This is a genomic window from Polaromonas sp. P1_F9, from assembly GCF_056405615.1.
In genome coordinates this window covers 421,218-436,812 of sequence record NZ_JBFUBT010000003.1, presented here as the reverse complement: position 1 = coordinate 436,812, position 15,595 = coordinate 421,218, and the positions used below count along the sequence as shown (strand labels likewise).

The following is a 15,595-nucleotide window of genomic DNA, read 5'->3' as shown; positions in this document are numbered from 1 at the left end:
GGCTGACGCCTTTCCTTTAGACCACACAACACAACAAGGTCACAGATGGATACCCCTACTGCATCACGCGAACAATCGAAAATCTCGGTCAAGAACCTCGACTTCTACTACGGCAAGTTCCACGCCCTCAAAAGCATCAACCTGGAAATTCCCGAGAAGAAGGTCACGGCCTTCATCGGCCCTTCGGGCTGCGGCAAGTCCACCCTGCTGCGCATCTTCAACCGCATGTATGAGCTCTATCCCGAGCAGCGCGCCGAAGGTGAAATCATGTTCGACGGCGAGAACCTGCTGACGTCCAAAAAAGACGTGGCTCTTATCCGCTCCAAGGTTGGCATGGTGTTCCAGAAGCCCACGCCTTTCCCGATGTCGATCTACGACAACATTGCCTTTGGCGTGAAGTTGTTCGAAAGCCTGAACGCTTCGGACATGGATGAGCGTGTGGAGTGGGCCCTGCGCAAGGCCGCACTGTGGACGGAAGTCAAGGACAAGCTGAACCAGAGCGGCTCAAGCCTCTCGGGCGGCCAGCAGCAACGCCTGTGCATTGCCCGCGGCATCGCCATCAAACCTGAAGTGCTGTTGCTGGACGAGCCCTGTTCCGCGCTGGACCCTATTTCTACCGCCAAGGTGGAAGAGCTGATTGCCGAGCTCAAGAACGAATACACGGTGGTCATCGTGACGCACAACATGCAGCAGGCTGCCCGTTGCAGCGACTACACGGCCTATATGTACCTGGGCGACCTGGTTGAATTCGGCGCCACCGAAGACCTGTTCTTCAAGCCCAAGCGCAAAGAGACCGAAGACTACATCACCGGCCGTTTCGGCTGATACGGATTAGGGAGCACACATGCCTGATAAACACCTATCGACCCAGTTTGACAGCGAACTCAATGGCGTGTCCTCGCGCGTCATGGAGCTCGGCGGCCTGGTCGAATCGCAGATTCGCCTGGCCATTTACGCCCTGTCCCAGTTCAGCGCCGAAAGCGCCAACCAGGTGATCGAAACCGAATCGCGCGTCAACGCGATGGAAATCGATATTGACCGCGAGCTGTCGTCCATCATTGCGCGGCGCCAGCCTACGGCTCGCGACCTGCGTCTGCTGATCGCCATTTCCAAGACCACGGCCAACCTCGAGCGTGCCGGCGACGAAGCCGAGAAGATTGCCCGCATGGTCAAGTCCATCATCGAAAGCGGATCGGCCCGAGCCCTGCCTTCGTCCGACCTGCGCATCGCGGCGGAGCTCGCCTCCGGCCTGCTGCGCAAGGCACTGGACGCATTTGCCCGGCTGGATACCGCGGTTGCGGTCTCCATCCTCAAGGAAGACGATCAGATTGACCAGGAATTCGACGGTTTTGTGCGCAAGCTCATCACTTACATGATGGAAGACCCGCGCACGATTTCGCCTAGCCTGGACCTGCTGTTTGTGGCCAAGGCCATCGAGCGCGTGGGCGACCATGCCAAGAACATCGCAGAATTCATCATCTACATCGTCAAAGGCGCCGACGTGCGGCACACTCCTATGGAACAGATTGAATCCGCCGTGAAATGAGCCCCCACGGTCGCTCACTGCGTGTAGCTTCCTGCCCCCCGAGGGGGCCGCTGCGCCTGCGGTCTGGCAAAGCCAGTCCCGCGGCCCCTGCTGGTATGAAGAGCTGTGAACTGCCGGGGGGATTTTCCGCATGGGCGCTTCGGCGCCTTTGTCTTTGAACGAATTTTCATCATGAAACACCTGCCACGCATACTGATTGTTGAAGACGAGCCGGCCATTGCCGAGTTGATTGCCGTCAACCTGCGGCATGGCGGCTTTGACCCCGTGGTGGCGGAAGACAGCGTGTCGGCCCAGCGCGAACTCGACGCTGTGTTGCCCGACGCCATCCTGCTCGACTGGATGCTGCCGGGGCAGAGCGGCCTGGCCCTGGCGCGCCACTGGCGCAAGCAGGCGCGCACCAAGAGCATTCCCATCCTCATGCTGACAGCGCGTGGTGACGAACCCGATAAGGTGGCCGGGCTGGACGCCGGCGCCGACGACTACATCACCAAGCCGTTTTCCACCCAGGAACTGCTGGCGCGCATACGCGCCGTGCTGCGCCGCCGCGCGCCCGAATCGGTGAACGACAGCGTGACCGTGGGCGGGCTGGTCCTGGACGCTGCCACCCACCGCATCTCCTACCTGGGCCAGGAGCTCAAGCTGGGCCCGACCGAGTTCAAGCTGCTGCACTATCTGATGAAACACGCCGAGCGCGTCCACAGCCGCAGCTCCCTGCTCGACAAGGTGTGGGGCGACCACGTGTTCATTGAAGAGCGCACCGTCGACGTCCACGTCAAGCGCCTGCGTGAGGCCCTGGGCGCGGCGGGCACCATGGTGGAGACCGTGCGCGGCGCCGGTTACCGGCTAACGGCGATGGCCGCCAACAACCCGGTCGCTGCGGCACAATCCAGCGCATGATCAGTCGCTGGATTGTTTTTGCCGCCTGCATGATTGTTGGCGGCGGTTTGGGCTTTTGGGCTCGCACCGCAAACGGCTTGACCTTCGGGTTGGGCATAGGGCTGGCAGTGGGGGCGATGCTCTGGCTGGTGATCGACAGCTTCTATATCGGCCGCCTGCTGCGCTGGCTGCGTACCGAACAGAACAACGACGCGCCAGCGGTGATGGCGGGCAGCGCGCCCAGCCTTCCCGGTGTGTGGGGCGAGGTCGCGGACCGAACCCGCCGGCTGCTCAAGAACCGCGATCAACAGTTGCAGGAAAGCCAGGCGCGCCTCGATGAATTCCTGGCGGCCATGCAAGCCTCGCCGAGCGGCGTGGTGCTGCTCGACGCGCAAGGCCGTATCGAGTGGTGCAACCAGATGGCCAGCCAGCACTTCGGCTTTGACGCCCAGCGCGACGTGCTGCAACACATCGCCAACCTGGTGCGTGACCCGGCTTTCAAGGCTTATATGGCTGCGGGTGATTTCTCGCACGACGTAGTGATCCCCGGCAACTTCAGCACGCCGGCGCGCCCGGTGAAGCTGTCGGTGCATGTGCATTCCTATGGCAAAAACCGCAAGCTGCTGCTGTCGCGGGACATCACGGCCGTGGAGCTGGCGGAAGCCATGCGTCGCGACTTTGTGGCCAATGTGTCCCATGAGATCCGCACGCCGCTGACGGTCCTGTCGGGTTTTATCGAAACCCTGCAAACGCTGCCGCTCAAGGAGCCGGAGCGTGCCCGCTACCTGGCGCTGATGTCGCAGCAGTCGCAGCGCATGCAAACGCTGGTGAATGACCTGCTGACCCTGTCGCGCCTGGAAGGCAGCCCGTTTCCGGGTGCCAGTGACTGGATGACCGTCAGTGCGCTGATGGCCCAATCAGAGCAGGAGGCAAGGGCCTTGTCGTTGGTGATTGCGCCGCAGGGCCATCAGCTGGAATTTGACCATGGGCCAGGCACCGAAATCGCCGGGGTACAGACTGAGCTTTATAGCGCGATGTCCAATCTGGTGACCAATGCGGTGCGCTACACGCCGGAAGGCGGTTTGGTCCGCGTCAGCTGGACGTTGCTGGAAGACGGGCGTGGTGAGTTCAAGGTCAAGGACACCGGGCCGGGTATCGCGCCCGAGCACCTGCCCCGCCTGACGGAACGTTTTTACCGTATCGACCGCAGCCGATCGCGTGAAACCGGGGGCACCGGCCTCGGCCTCGCTATCGTCAAACATGTCGCCCAGCGTCACGGTGCTGAACTCAACATTCAAAGTGAACCGGGGCACGGCTCCTGCTTTTCCATCATTTTTCCCGTCGTGCGGGTTCGCCGGACTCAACCCGTTTGAGTCACCTTCAGGCTGCGCCTGACCGCATGCCACAACAGGGCCAGAAAACATGCCGCAACGAGGCCAATGGCGAGCGTGCTGGCTGCCCAGAAACTGCTGGCGGACTGCGTCGCGGCGTGGCCTGCAATGCCGCCGTAAGCCAGACGGTAACCCCCCAGAAGCCCAAGGCCCCATAGCAGCACGCCATAAAGGGCCAGCGGCGCAATGGTGATGCGGTAACAGCGAAGCAAAAAGGCCGTCAGGGCCTGTGTTGCATCGGCGACATGATAGAACGCAACCCACACCAGCAAAGCGGAGGCCAGCGCAACAATGTCCGGGTTGCCGGAGTACCAGCCTGCCAGCACGGGGCCGGCCATTGAAACCACGGCCGCGAGTGTCAGCGCTGCGAGCCCTGTGAGCTTCAGCCCCAGCAGCACCACGCGTTTTGCGTAATCCGGGCGTCCCGCGCCTATCCAGAACGAGACACGGGCACTGCAGGCGATGGCCATGGACAGCGGCATCATGTAGAGAACCGCAGCCACGCTGGACGCAATCTGGTGGCTTGCGGAAGCCACGGTGCCGAGGCGGGCGATGAAGAGTGCCATCAGCGTGAACGACGTCACTTCCACCAGATAAGCCAGGCCGCCGGGAATGCCGAGCCTGGCGAAGTGACCTATTTGCATCCAGTCCGGCGGTTCCATGCGTTGCCAGATGCGATAGGGCTGGTACAGCGTCTGTGTGCGCAGCATCAGGATGGCCAGCGCCAGCAGCAGGTAGTTCACAATCAGCGTGGCCCATGCGCAGCCGACGGCACCCATGGGTTCTACGCCGGCACCGCCGGCCACCAGCCAGATAGACAAGGGAATCTTGACCAGCAGCGCGCCGACCTGCAGCCAGGTGACCAACAGCGGCTTGCCCAGTGCCTGGTTGAAGGTGCTGTAGATGCGAAACAGCAGGGATGGTGCGAACGCAAAGGCCAGCACCGCCAGGTAATGCTGCACCTCGTCACGCATCAGTTCAGGCACTTGTGCCCAGCGCAGCAGGGGGCCGGGGAAGAGCATTGCGGCCATGCCCGCCACCACGATAAAACCGCACAGGTACATGCTTTGGCGCAGCGAAGCACCCACCGCCCCATGGCGGCGCGCGCCCATCATTTCGGCCCAGATGGGCAGTAGCGCCTGCACAATGCCGATCAGGCCAACGTAAACACTGATGTAAAGCGCCGACCCGACCGACAGCGCGGCCAGGGCCTCGTCGCTGTAGCGGCCTGCAATCACCGTGTCGGCCACGCCGAAGGCCATGACGGCCAGTTGCCCGACGAGCACGGTGCCCGCGTGCTGGCTGATGATCTTGAGTTCGCTCAAGGGCTGGTTCTTGAATTCGTGCGGGGAAGGCCCACTCGCTTGAACAGCAGGACGTTTTCAGTCTTGTCCGTGGGGCGGCGCACTGTCGCCTGGAAGGCCCAATCGGGCAAATTGACGACGCGGCTGAGCGTTGGCTGCGCCTCGACATCCACAATCAGATAGGGGCAGCTTGCCTGCGTGCCGGCTTGCCGGAGCTCGAGCCCGCCGTGGTACTGCAGCGCGGCGGCCTGCGCACTGCCGACGCCGTAAATCTCAACGCAGGCGTTTTTGTCGACGAGATTCGCAATCTGGCGCGACAAGGGCGCAAGGCTGCGGGCGTAGTCGAGCAGGGGCAACCAGAGCGTCATCAGCAACAGCCAGCACAGGGTGGCGCCGCCAGCAGGCAGTACCAGCGATTTCCAGATGGCCGCACGCTGCGCGCCGGCGCGCCATTTGACGAGCCAGGCCCAGGCCAGGGTGGCCAGCAGTGCGGCCAGAAACGCCAGCCACGAGAAGCTGGGCTCAAACCCCGGTGCCAGTTTGGCGACGTTGGCTGCGGGCTGGCGTGGAACGCCGGTTTGCATGGCGATCCAGACCACCCAGATGATGATGCTGCAGCCGGTGAAAAACAGCAGTGTGAACCAGTCAATCAGCGAGGCCACGCTGCGTTTGAGTGTGGGGAGCGCGAAGGCAGCCAGCGCTGCCAGCGGCGGCAGGCTCAGCAGCAGGCTGCGGTCCGAGGCTGTGGTCGTCAACGTAGCCGCCACGGCCATCGCGGCAAACCACAGCGGCAGGGCAACGTGGCGGCTGGCCAGTTGCCTGCGCCAGCGAAAGAGCGTCCACATGGCCAGAGGCCAGGCCGGCCAGGTAAACCACAGCAGCAGGCGACCCAGGCTGCGCCAGTCTTTCAGGGCGGATTGACCGTCTGCACCCGGCAGGTGAATTCTCCAGCGCCACAGGTCCAACCCATGGGCCAGCAGCGCAACCAGCAGCGTGATGCCGGTGATCAGCAGCACCCAGTGCCAGGACTGTTGCCTGGCCGCCGGATCGGACTGGTCGGTGCCCCAGCGCATGTGAGTCCATTCCACCAGTGCCCCGCCCGTGCCAATCAGCAATGCCAGTGTGGGAGCGCCGCTCAGGGCGAGTCCTGCAAGCCCGACCAGCAGGCCGAATGCCGGCCCGAGGATCTTGGTGGCCACGCGATAAGGGCTTGCAGCCATGGCGTAAAAGGCCAGCGCCGTGAAGCCGAGCTGGGCCAGGGCCGGCGTGGTTTCATGGGAAAGCTGTGCCAGGCCAAGACTGGCAATCAGCGCCAGCAGGGCGGTATCGGCGATGGCCCGCGCGTAGTCGACCGGACTGGCCTCGCCACCGAAAGCAAAGGCGACTGGCTGGGCTTGCGGGCTACGCGCCAGGTAGTAAACGGCGTACCACGTCGCCAGCATTGTCAATACGAGCAGTGCCACAAATGGAATGCGCACAGCCCATGCCGGATCCAGAAAGGGGAAAACCTTGATGGCGATGGCGCCCAGCCAATACGGCGCAAGTGCATCGAACTCTGTGAGCTGGCCCAGCAGCTGTGGACGCAGCCAGTTGCCCGCCATGGAGGCGAGTTCACGCATTACGCCAAACGCAGCGATGTCTTCGTTTTTCCAGGGGCCGCGCCCCAGAAACCCCGGCAGCGCATAGGCTGCGCAAAACAGCAACAGTGCGAGTCGCGGCAGGCGGCGCACAGCGGACTGGGCAATGATGGCAGGAGACGGTTTATTCAAAACGTATGGGTCGGATAGATCTGGGAGATCGAAAGGGAGCGCGGCTGCTGTCGGGTCGTTCAGTCCTGGCTACGGGTGATTCTGCGTCAAACCAGCCTGAGGCACATCGCGTGACCTGGCAAATTTTGCCGAAAAAAAAGCAGCCTGAATTTCAGGCTGCTTTTTGCAGGCTGGCGAAAGTTTTTTCGCAGCTTATCCGGCAGCTTACTTCGCAGCTTCGGGTGCGGCCTCTTTCGCAGCGGTCTTGCCGAAACGGTTGCGGAATTTCTCGACGCGGCCACCCATGTTGTCCACGGATTTTTGTGTGCCGGTGTAGAAGGGGTGCGATTCGCTGGACGTATCGAGCTTGTACAGGGGCAGTTCGCGACCGTCGTCCATCTTCACCATTTCTTTGGTGTTCACGCAGGAGCGGGTGACGAACTTGAAGTTGTTGGACAGGTCCAGGAAACAAACTTCGCGGTAATTGGGGTGAATGCCTTCTTTCATGATCTTTCCTTATTTCGTTGCGGGAGCCACACCAAGCCAGTCCTGGGCACTTTCCGCTAAGCCACACATTATGGCATGAAATCAAGTACTTAGCGCACTTTTGGCCTTCTGAGAGGCGATTTTGTGTCCAAGACAGAGCCAAGAGGCGGTGAAGAACTGGGTTTAACCCAGCCGGGGCCGCGGAACCGGCTTTGCCTGGCCGCAGGCGCAGCGGCCCCCTCGGGGGGGGGCAGGAAGCTACACGAAGTGAGCGACCGTGGGGGCAACAATTGGCGTGGCGGCTAGCCGCCACGCCTCATCATGTCGAAGAATTCGTGGTTGTTCTTCGTCGCTTTCATGTTCTTGAGCATGAGCTCCATGGATTCGATTTCATCCATGTTGTACATGAATTGACGCAAAATCCGTGATTTTTGGAGGATTTCGGGTGCAAGTAACAGCTCTTCCTTGCGGGTGCCGCTGCGGTTGAGGTGAATTGCCGGGAACACGCGCTTTTCGTACAGGCGGCGGTCCAGGTGGATTTCGCAGTTGCCGGTGCCCTTGAATTCTTCAAAGATCACTTCGTCCATGCGGCTGCCGGTGTCGACCAGTGCGGTGCCGATGATGGTCAGGCTGCCGCCTTCTTCAATATTGCGGGCCGCACCGAAGAAGCGCTTGGGGCGCTGCAGTGCGTTGGCGTCCACACCGCCGGTCAACACCTTGCCGGAGGAGGGCAGCACGTTGTTGTAGGCGCGGGCGAGGCGGGTGATGGAGTCCAGCAGAATGACCACGTCCTTGCCGAGTTCGACCAGGCGCTTGGCGCGTTCGATCACCATTTCAGCCACATGCACGTGGCGCGCGGCGGGTTCGTCAAAAGTGGAGGAGATCACTTCGCCGCGCACGCTGCGCTGCATTTCGGTCACTTCTTCAGGGCGCTCGTCCACCAGCAGCACCATCATGACCACTTCAGGGTAGTTGGCGGTGATGGCATGGGCGATGTTCTGCATCATCACGGTCTTGCCGGACTTGGGCGGCGCGACCAGCAGGGCGCGCTGGCCCTTGCCGATAGGCGCGACGATGTCGATGATGCGGCTGGTCAGGTTCTCTTCGCCCTTGATGTCGCGTTCGAGCTTGAACTGCTCGCGCGGGAACAACGGCGTCAAGTTCTCGAACATGACCTTGTGCTTGTTGTCTTCGGGCAGGCCGTCGTTGACCTTGTCGAGCTTGTTCAGGGCAAAGTAGCGCTCGCCATCCTTGGGGGTACGCACTTCGCCTTCAATCATGTCGCCGGTGTGCAGGTTGAAGCGGCGAATCTGGCTGGGGCTGATGTAGATGTCGTCGGTGCTGGCCGTGTAGCTTGAATCCGGAGCACGGAGGAAACCGAAACCGTCGGGCAGCACTTCCAGCACGCCGTCGGCCACGATGGTCTCGCCGGTTTTTGCACGTTTTTTGATGATGGCGAACATCAGCTCCTGCTTGCGCATACGGCCAACGTTTTCGATCTCAAGGGCTTCGGCCTGCTTGAGGACTTCAGACACGTGCAGTGCCTTGAGTTCGTTTAAGTGCATGGAGTTACTCCTTGCGGAGTTCATTGATGGAAATGGGGGAGGTTTGAAAAGAAGCCGCAGAAGATGGCTTACAAACCGGGAACTCGAACCAGGCGGCGAGTGCCGTCTGGTGAATTAAGCACATTATGACAGGAAATTCATGCAGGAAATCAGGGTATTTTTCCTGCGTCCGGCCAGCGGCCGGGGGACCTGCGCCGGTCGGGAAGCGGCAGTGCGCCGTGCTTCCCTTCCAGCGCGAAAAACCTCAGGCCAGTTGCTGGTCGATGAAGGCGGTCAGCTGGGCCTTGCTCATGGCGCCGACCTTGGTGGCAGCCAGCTGGCCGTCCTTGAACAGCATCAGGGTGGGGATGCCGCGGATGCCGAATTTGGCAGGGATGTCGCGATTCTCGTCGACGTTCATCTTGGCGATCTGCAGGCGGCCGTCGTAACCGGTGGCCACTTCATCCAGAATCGGCGCGATCATCTTGCATGGACCGCACCATTCAGCCCAGTAGTCCACCAGCACGGGTTTGGAGGCTTGCAGCACGTCGGCTTCGAAGGTGGCATCGGTGGTATGTTTGATCAGTTCGCTCGCCATGGCGGCTCCTTTGTCTGTTTAGGATGGTTACGATACGGTACGGCTAAAGTTGTAGTCATTGTGGCAGAAAGCAAGTGGCCGGGTCGGGCGTGCGGGGGCTATGGCCCCGATAGAGATTATTCAATTTGCGGCTTCCGGCCTCATTTCTTTCTTGCCAACCTCTTTTCCCCAACCTCTGTATGCCACCTGCTCCAACCTCTGATGCCGCATGGTCCGCGCCTGATGCGCTGTGTTGGCACCAGGCCATGGGCCGGCTTGCAGAAGCAATACAGGCGCGCGGCGTCCATCCCGCCGAAGCCGTGGTGCTGTTGCCCTACGCGCAGCTGATCCAGCAAGCGCGCCGCGCCTGGGCTGCGCAGGCGGGCGAGACATTTTTTGTTCCCAGCTTTGAAACCACCATGAACTGGGCCAGCGGCCTGGGCGGCACGTTGGGCCTTTATGTGCCTTCTGGCGACGATTTGCGCATGGATGTGGCGGTCGACATGCTCACGGCCGCATCGCTGCTGGGCCGCGCCGGCCTGGGCGCCCAGCAGGATGCGCTGGCGGGCCGGCTGGTTGAAGCGGCGTGGAGCCTTGCCGGTGTGGCCGCAGCCGTCGTGCCGGCCGCTCGCCGCGCCTGGAGCGAGCGCCTGGCGCTAACGCTGGGAGCAGGAATGGATTCGCCGGTGCTGGCGCTAGAAGCAGCTGTGGGGCGCATTGCGCTGGCCTGGGTGGCGGCTTCAAGCTATGCCACGGACCGCCTTTTCCAGGCGAAACCGCAGCTGTTTGCCGTGCTGGAAGGCTTTCAGGCAGACCCGCTCACCGAAGCCCTCAAGGCGCATTTCGGTGACCGGGCGGTTTCCATCCCGCTGTGCGTCTCGCTCGAAGGGCCCTCGGCACCGCCCGCGTTGCACATTGCGCAAGACGCTGAAGACGAAGCGGGCCGCGCCGCCGCCTGCGTGCTGGCGCATCTGGCGCAAGGCCGCAGCCCGGTCGCGTTGATTGCGCAGGACCGGCAACTCACACGCCGCGTAGGCGCCATGCTGGCTGAGCGCGGCATCGCCATGCGCGATGAAACCGGCTGGAAGCTTTCCACCACGCGCGCCGCTGCCGCCCTGATGAGCCTGCTGCGCGCCATGCCTTGGGATGCATCGACAGATGCCGTGCTGGACTGGCTGAAAAACGCACCGGCGTTTGACGTCGCGCTGGTCACCGCCGCCGAAACCGAGCTGCGCAAGACCGGCGTGCGCGCCTGGCGCGACCTGCCGGACTTTGCGGAAGACGCCATCTTGCCGCCAGCCTTTGCGGCAACAGGCCCGTTGGCGCGCGAGGTGAACGCATTGCGCAGCCCTTTCGGCCGTGCCCGCCCGCTGGCGATGTGGCTGCGCGACCTGCGCACCCTTTTGCAGGCGGCGGGGCAGTGGGACGCACTGGCGCAGGACGAAGCCGGGCAGACGGTGTTGGACGTGCTCCGCTTGCACGAAGGCGCCGAGACCGAATTCGAAGCATCGCCGGTGATGCGTTTGCATGATTTCACGCAGTGGGCCAACCAGGCGCTGGAAGGCGGCAAGTTTTCCCCGGTGCATCCGCCGGCAGAGCAGGTGGTCATCTTGCCGCTGCCGCAGCTGCTGGGCCGTCCCATGCAGGCCGTGGTGCTGCCCGGTTGCGATGAAATCCGCCTGCCGGTGTCGCCGGAGCCCGCCGGCCCCTGGACGCCGGGCCAGCGCGAGCTGCTGGGCCTGCCGTCCCGGGAAGCGCTGGCCGCTGCCCAGCGTCAGGCCTGGCACTATGCCCTGCACATGCCGCACCTCGATGTGCTCTGGCGCACCAGTGAATCGGGCGAGCACCTGATCCCCAGCGGTTTTGTGCAGGAGCTGCTGCTGGACCAGAGCGAGGATGCAGCGCAGGGCATGGCCACCGACCCCCGCAGCCTGCGCGCCGTGACCACCCTGCCGACGCCGCATCCTTTTCCGACTGGCGAAGCCTTGCCCGTCACCCGGCTCTCCGCCAGCGCCTACGAGGACTTGCGGCGTTGCCCTTACCGCTTTTTTGCGCTGCGCCAGCTCCGGCTGCAAGAGCCCGAAGAGCTCGAAAGCGAGCTGGGCAAGCGCGACTTCGGCAACTGGCTGCACAGCCTGTTGCGGCATTTTCATGAAGCCCTCAAAGCGGCGCCAACCCCCGATCTATCAGCGCGGGTAGCTATGCTAAACATGGCAGCCGAGCGCGCCACGCAAGAGCTGGCGCTCAGCGACAGCGAGTTTTTGCCCTTTGCCGCGGCCTGGCCCGGCGTGCGCGAGGGCTACCTGAAATGGCTGGCCGACCACGAAGCCACCGGCGCGGTCTTCGACGAAGCCGAAGTCTGGCGCGAAGTGCCCGTCGGCACACTCACGCTGCTCGGCCAGCTGGACCGCGTGGACCGTCAGCCCGACGGACACGCCCTGGTGATCGACTACAAGACCGAGCCGCGCACGACCACGAGCGAGCGCATCAAGAATGGCCAGGAAGACACGCAGCTGGCGTTTTATGCCGCCCTGATGAGCGACGACACGCTGGCCGCGGCCTACGTCAACCTCGGCGAAAAAGAGCCGACCAAGACCTATGAGCAAGCCGAGATCGTCGGCTTGCGCGACGAGCTGATCGACAGCATCCTCACCGACATGGCGCGGATCTCGCGCGGCGCGGCGCTGCCAGCGCTGGGCGAGGGCAAGGCCTGTGAATACTGCGCCGCACGCGGCCTCTGTCGCAAGGACTTCTGGAAACTAGACGAAGAAGCTGCGCGGGGGGATGGCCAATGACATCTCCAAGCCAAACGCTCGTCCCCCACGCCGCCGCCTACGAATGCAACGGCGAGCCGCTCTCCGCCGATGCGTTCTACGCCATCGCCTGCGACCCGCGGCGCAGTGTGGCTGTCGAGGCCTGCGCAGGCGCCGGCAAGACCTGGATGCTGGTGTCGCGTATCGTTCGGGCCTTGCTTGACGGCGCCACGGCCGCACCGGGGCAGCAGGTCTTGCCGCATGAGATCCTGGCCATCACCTTCACCAAAAAAGCCGCCGGCGAAATGCGAGAGCGCCTGGACGACTGGCTCAAGGCCTTTGCCCACGCCGACGATGAGACCCTGCAGCGCGAACTCGAAATGCGCGGCGTCAGGGTCGATTTTTCTAGCCAAAAAGGCCTGCAGTCCGCACAGGCTGTGCGCGGGCAGCTATCAAATTTATACCGCTCCATTCTGGCCAGCGGCCGATCGGTGCAGATACGCACCTTCCACAGCTGGTTTGCAGCCCTGCTGCGCAGCGCGCCGGTGGCGGTGCTGCAGCGCCTGGAGCTGCCGGTGAACTACGAGCTGCTGGAAGACGACGCGCCGGCGCGCGCGCTGGTGTGGCGGCGGTTTTATGCGGCGGTCGCGGCTGATGCGTCGCTCAAGGCCGACTTTGAGGCCGTGGTGCTGGCGTATGGACGTTTCCAGGCCGACAAAGCCTTGCAGGCCGCGCTCGACAAACGCACCGAGTTCACGCTGGCTGATGAAAAAGGTGTGATCGACACCTCCGTGCAGGCCTTCAGTGCGCAGTTCACTGAATTTGGCGGCCTGGATGAACCCGAAGAGCTGCTCAGCACCAACCGTTTTCACCGGCAAACCTTGAGGGACGCCGCCATCGCGCTGGGCCGCGCGAGCGCGCCGACTTTCTCGGCCAAAGGCGTGGAGCTCGAACAGGCGTTAACGGCCGGAGACTTCCCGGCGGCCATCGCGGCCCTGCTGACCGAAAAGGGCACGCCGCGCAAGTTCGGCGAAAAAATCGTCGGCATCGAACAGGTGCGCATTGCGCAAGACCTGGTGCTGCGCGTGGTGGTAGCCCGCCAGCAGCACGACGCCTGGCTGTACCAGCAGCGCATGGCGCGCCTGACGCGTGTGTTGATCGCCCAGTTCACCGCCTTGAAGCGTGACCGCGGTTGGGTCGACATGAACGATGTGGAGCGAGCCGCGCTGCTGATGCTGGCCGACCCTGTGCTCTCGGGCTGGGTGCAGGAGCGGCTGGACGCGCGCATTCGCCACCTGATGATTGACGAGTTCCAGGACACCAATCCGCTGCAGTGGCAGGCGCTGTATGCCTGGCTCATCGGCTACTCGGGTGCAGGTACGGCGCCCAGCGTGTTCCTGGTGGGTGACCCGAAGCAAAGCATTTACCGCTTCCGCCGTGCCGAGCCGCAGGTGTTCCGCGCTGCGCAGGCTTTTGTGGTGCACGGCCTGGGCGGTGACTTGCTCAGCTGCGACCATACGCGGCGCAACGCTGAGGCCGTGATCGACACCGTCAACTCGGCCATGGCCATGGCACGGGAGGCCGACGGCTATGACGGCTTTCGCGAACACACCACGGCCTCTAGCCTGGCCGGTGCTGTGGGCCGGCTTCCGCCCATTGCACGCAACAAGGATGAAGAGGACGCTTCGCCGCTGGCCGCCGGCTGGCGCGACAGCCTCACCACGCCGCGCGAGCTGCCCGAGGAAACCTTGCGCACACGTGAGGCCCGGCAAGCCGCCGCGTGGATCTCCGAACAGGTCGCTGCCGGACTGCGCCCCCAGGACGTGATGGTTCTCTCGCGCAAACGCGCAGGCCTGCTGCCGCTGCAGGACGAGCTGCGCGCGCTGCACATTCCCGCGCAGGTGGGCGAGAAAACCGAGCTGATCGACTGCTGCGAAGTGCAGGACATGGTGGCGCTGCTCGACGTGCTGGTGTCGCCACAGCACGACCTTTCATTGGCGCGCGCACTGCGTTCGCCGCTGTTCGGGCTGGCTGACGATTGCCTGGTGCAACTGGCACTGCTGCAGCGTGAGCACCATCTGCCCTGGTACAGCCTGCTACAAAAAGAGGAGCGGCTTGCGACCGGCCTGAAAGGGTTGGGGCCTGTTTTGACCAAGTGGAAGAGCTGGCTGGACCGCCTGCCGCCACACGATGCGCTGCAGGGCATTTATGACGACGGTGACGTGCTGGCGCGTTTTGGCGCTGCCGCCCCGGCGGCCCAGCGCAGCGCGGTGCTGGCCAACCTGCGCGCGCTGCTGGGCGTGTCGCTGGCGCTGGACGGGGGGCGTTACGCCACGCCCTACGGTTTTGTGCGCGCCCTCAAGGCCGGCGGCACCCAGGCGCCGGCAGCTGTCAGCAGCGAAGCGGTCCGGCTGCTGACCATCCACGGCGCCAAAGGCCTTGAAGCCGAAGCCGTGCTGCTGCTGGACACCGACACCGTGGAACGCAATGCCGACAGCATGGGCGTGCTGGTTGACTGGCCTGGCGAGGCCACCGAGCCGCGCAAGTTCGTCTTCCTCGTCAGTGAAAGCCGCCCGCCCGCATGCGCCGCCGAAACGCTGGCCGCCGAGCAGGCGGCCCGCAAGCGCGAAGAGCTCAACGCCTTGTATGTGGCGCTGACGCGCGCCCGCCATACGCTGGTGATCTCCTCCATCGAGCCGCACCGCGTGACGACTGAGAGCTGGTGGCAGCGCCTGCACGCACTGGTGGGCGAGCTGCCTGCGCCGGTCGCGGATGAGTCTGCAGCCGCCCATCTCGATGCGGCCGACGCGGGCGTGTTCTACCTGCCCGAGTTGCCTGAACTGCCCGAGGTCATGACGATTTCCGAGCCTGCTGCGGTGCGCGTTGATGAAGACTCGCTCAAGGCCCGCATCGGCAAGGCCATGCACCGCCTGCTGGAGTGGGGTGGTGCCTTGTCGGCGGAACACCTGAAGGCCGCGGCGCGCGAGTTTCGCCTGAGCCCCGCACAGGCCACTGAGGCGGCTGCGTTAGCCGGGCGCATTCTGGCGGGTGAGGGCGCCTGGGCCTGGAGCCCGCAAGCCGTGGCCTGGCAAGGCAACGAAGTCGGCCTGGTCTACGCCGGGAAAGACTTGCGGCTGGACCGCCTGGTGCAGCGCAAGGACGCCGGCCACGAAGGCCACTGGTGGGTGCTCGACTACAAATCAGCCGTGGCGCCGGAGCTGCAGCCCGCGCTGGTGGCGCAGCTGCAGGACTACCGTGCGGCGGTGCAGCTGATTTACCCCGGCGCGCCGGTGAAAGCAGCTTTCCTGACGGGGCGGGGAACTGTTGTTGAGCTGGACTGATCCCACACAACCCGCGCTCTACCCCATGT

The 15,595-nt window shown here is 63.6% G+C and carries 11 protein-coding genes; 6 read left to right on the top strand and 5 right to left on the bottom strand.

Annotated features, from left to right (window positions below; translation table 11 throughout):
- Positions 1-45 precede the first annotated feature (45 nt).
- The 4 genes from pstB (at position 46) to phoR (ending at position 3,795) form a co-directional block, all read left to right on the top strand.
- A complete protein-coding gene (gene pstB, locus AC1DYR_RS11030) occupies positions 46-825 on the top strand; it encodes a phosphate ABC transporter ATP-binding protein PstB (protein ID WP_457278655.1) in 780 nt (259 codons plus the stop codon).
- 19 nt (positions 826-844) lie between these two features.
- Complete coding sequence (phoU, locus tag AC1DYR_RS11025) at positions 845-1,546, top strand: phosphate signaling complex protein PhoU (RefSeq protein ID WP_411879881.1); 702 nt, start codon at positions 845-847, stop codon at positions 1,544-1,546.
- A gap of 171 nt (positions 1,547-1,717) precedes the next feature.
- Entirely contained in the window at positions 1,718-2,443 is a 726-nt protein-coding gene (gene phoB, locus AC1DYR_RS11020) for a phosphate regulon transcriptional regulator PhoB (RefSeq protein WP_431096707.1), read from the top strand.
- Entirely contained in the window at positions 2,440-3,795 is a 1,356-nt protein-coding gene (gene phoR, locus AC1DYR_RS11015) for a phosphate regulon sensor histidine kinase PhoR (RefSeq protein ID WP_477705135.1), read from the top strand. The genes phoB and phoR overlap by 4 nt, the downstream gene beginning before the upstream one ends.
- On the opposite strand, the gene AC1DYR_RS11010 is transcribed toward phoR, so the two are convergent.
- From AC1DYR_RS11010 to trxA, 5 genes are all read right to left on the bottom strand, one after another.
- Positions 3,783-5,138, bottom strand: coding sequence for an MATE family efflux transporter (locus AC1DYR_RS11010; RefSeq protein WP_477705134.1), 1,356 nt, complete (start codon positions 5,136-5,138; stop codon positions 3,783-3,785). The genes phoR and AC1DYR_RS11010 overlap by 13 nt on opposite strands.
- Positions 5,135-6,886, bottom strand: a complete 1,752-nt coding sequence (locus AC1DYR_RS11005; protein ID WP_477705133.1) for a hypothetical protein — start codon at positions 6,884-6,886, stop codon at positions 5,135-5,137. Before AC1DYR_RS11005 ends, AC1DYR_RS11010 begins: the two co-directional genes overlap by 4 nt.
- 204 nt (positions 6,887-7,090) lie before the next feature.
- The gene (locus tag AC1DYR_RS11000; protein ID WP_457278651.1) at positions 7,091-7,372 is read right to left on the bottom strand and encodes a type B 50S ribosomal protein L31; all 282 of its coding nucleotides are present in this window, start codon (positions 7,370-7,372) and stop codon (positions 7,091-7,093) included.
- A gap of 281 nt (positions 7,373-7,653) precedes the next feature.
- The gene (gene rho / locus AC1DYR_RS10995) at positions 7,654-8,916 is read right to left on the bottom strand and encodes a transcription termination factor Rho (protein WP_348050341.1); all 1,263 of its coding nucleotides are present in this window, start codon (positions 8,914-8,916) and stop codon (positions 7,654-7,656) included.
- Positions 8,917-9,160: 244 nt separating this feature from the next.
- Entirely contained in the window at positions 9,161-9,493 is a 333-nt protein-coding gene (gene trxA, locus AC1DYR_RS10990; protein WP_077594529.1) for a thioredoxin TrxA, read from the bottom strand.
- A 179-nt stretch (positions 9,494-9,672) separates the two neighbouring features.
- Between trxA and AC1DYR_RS10985 the strand changes: the two genes are divergently transcribed.
- Positions 9,673-12,267: a PD-(D/E)XK nuclease family protein gene (locus tag AC1DYR_RS10985; RefSeq protein WP_477705132.1), complete on the top strand. Its 2,595-nt coding sequence runs from the start codon at positions 9,673-9,675 to the stop codon at positions 12,265-12,267.
- Positions 12,264-15,566 (top strand): UvrD-helicase domain-containing protein, encoded by a 3,303-nt coding sequence (locus AC1DYR_RS10980; protein ID WP_477705131.1) that lies wholly within the window; start codon positions 12,264-12,266, stop codon positions 15,564-15,566. Before AC1DYR_RS10985 ends, AC1DYR_RS10980 begins: the two co-directional genes overlap by 4 nt.
- The last annotated feature ends 29 nt before the right edge of the window (positions 15,567-15,595 follow it).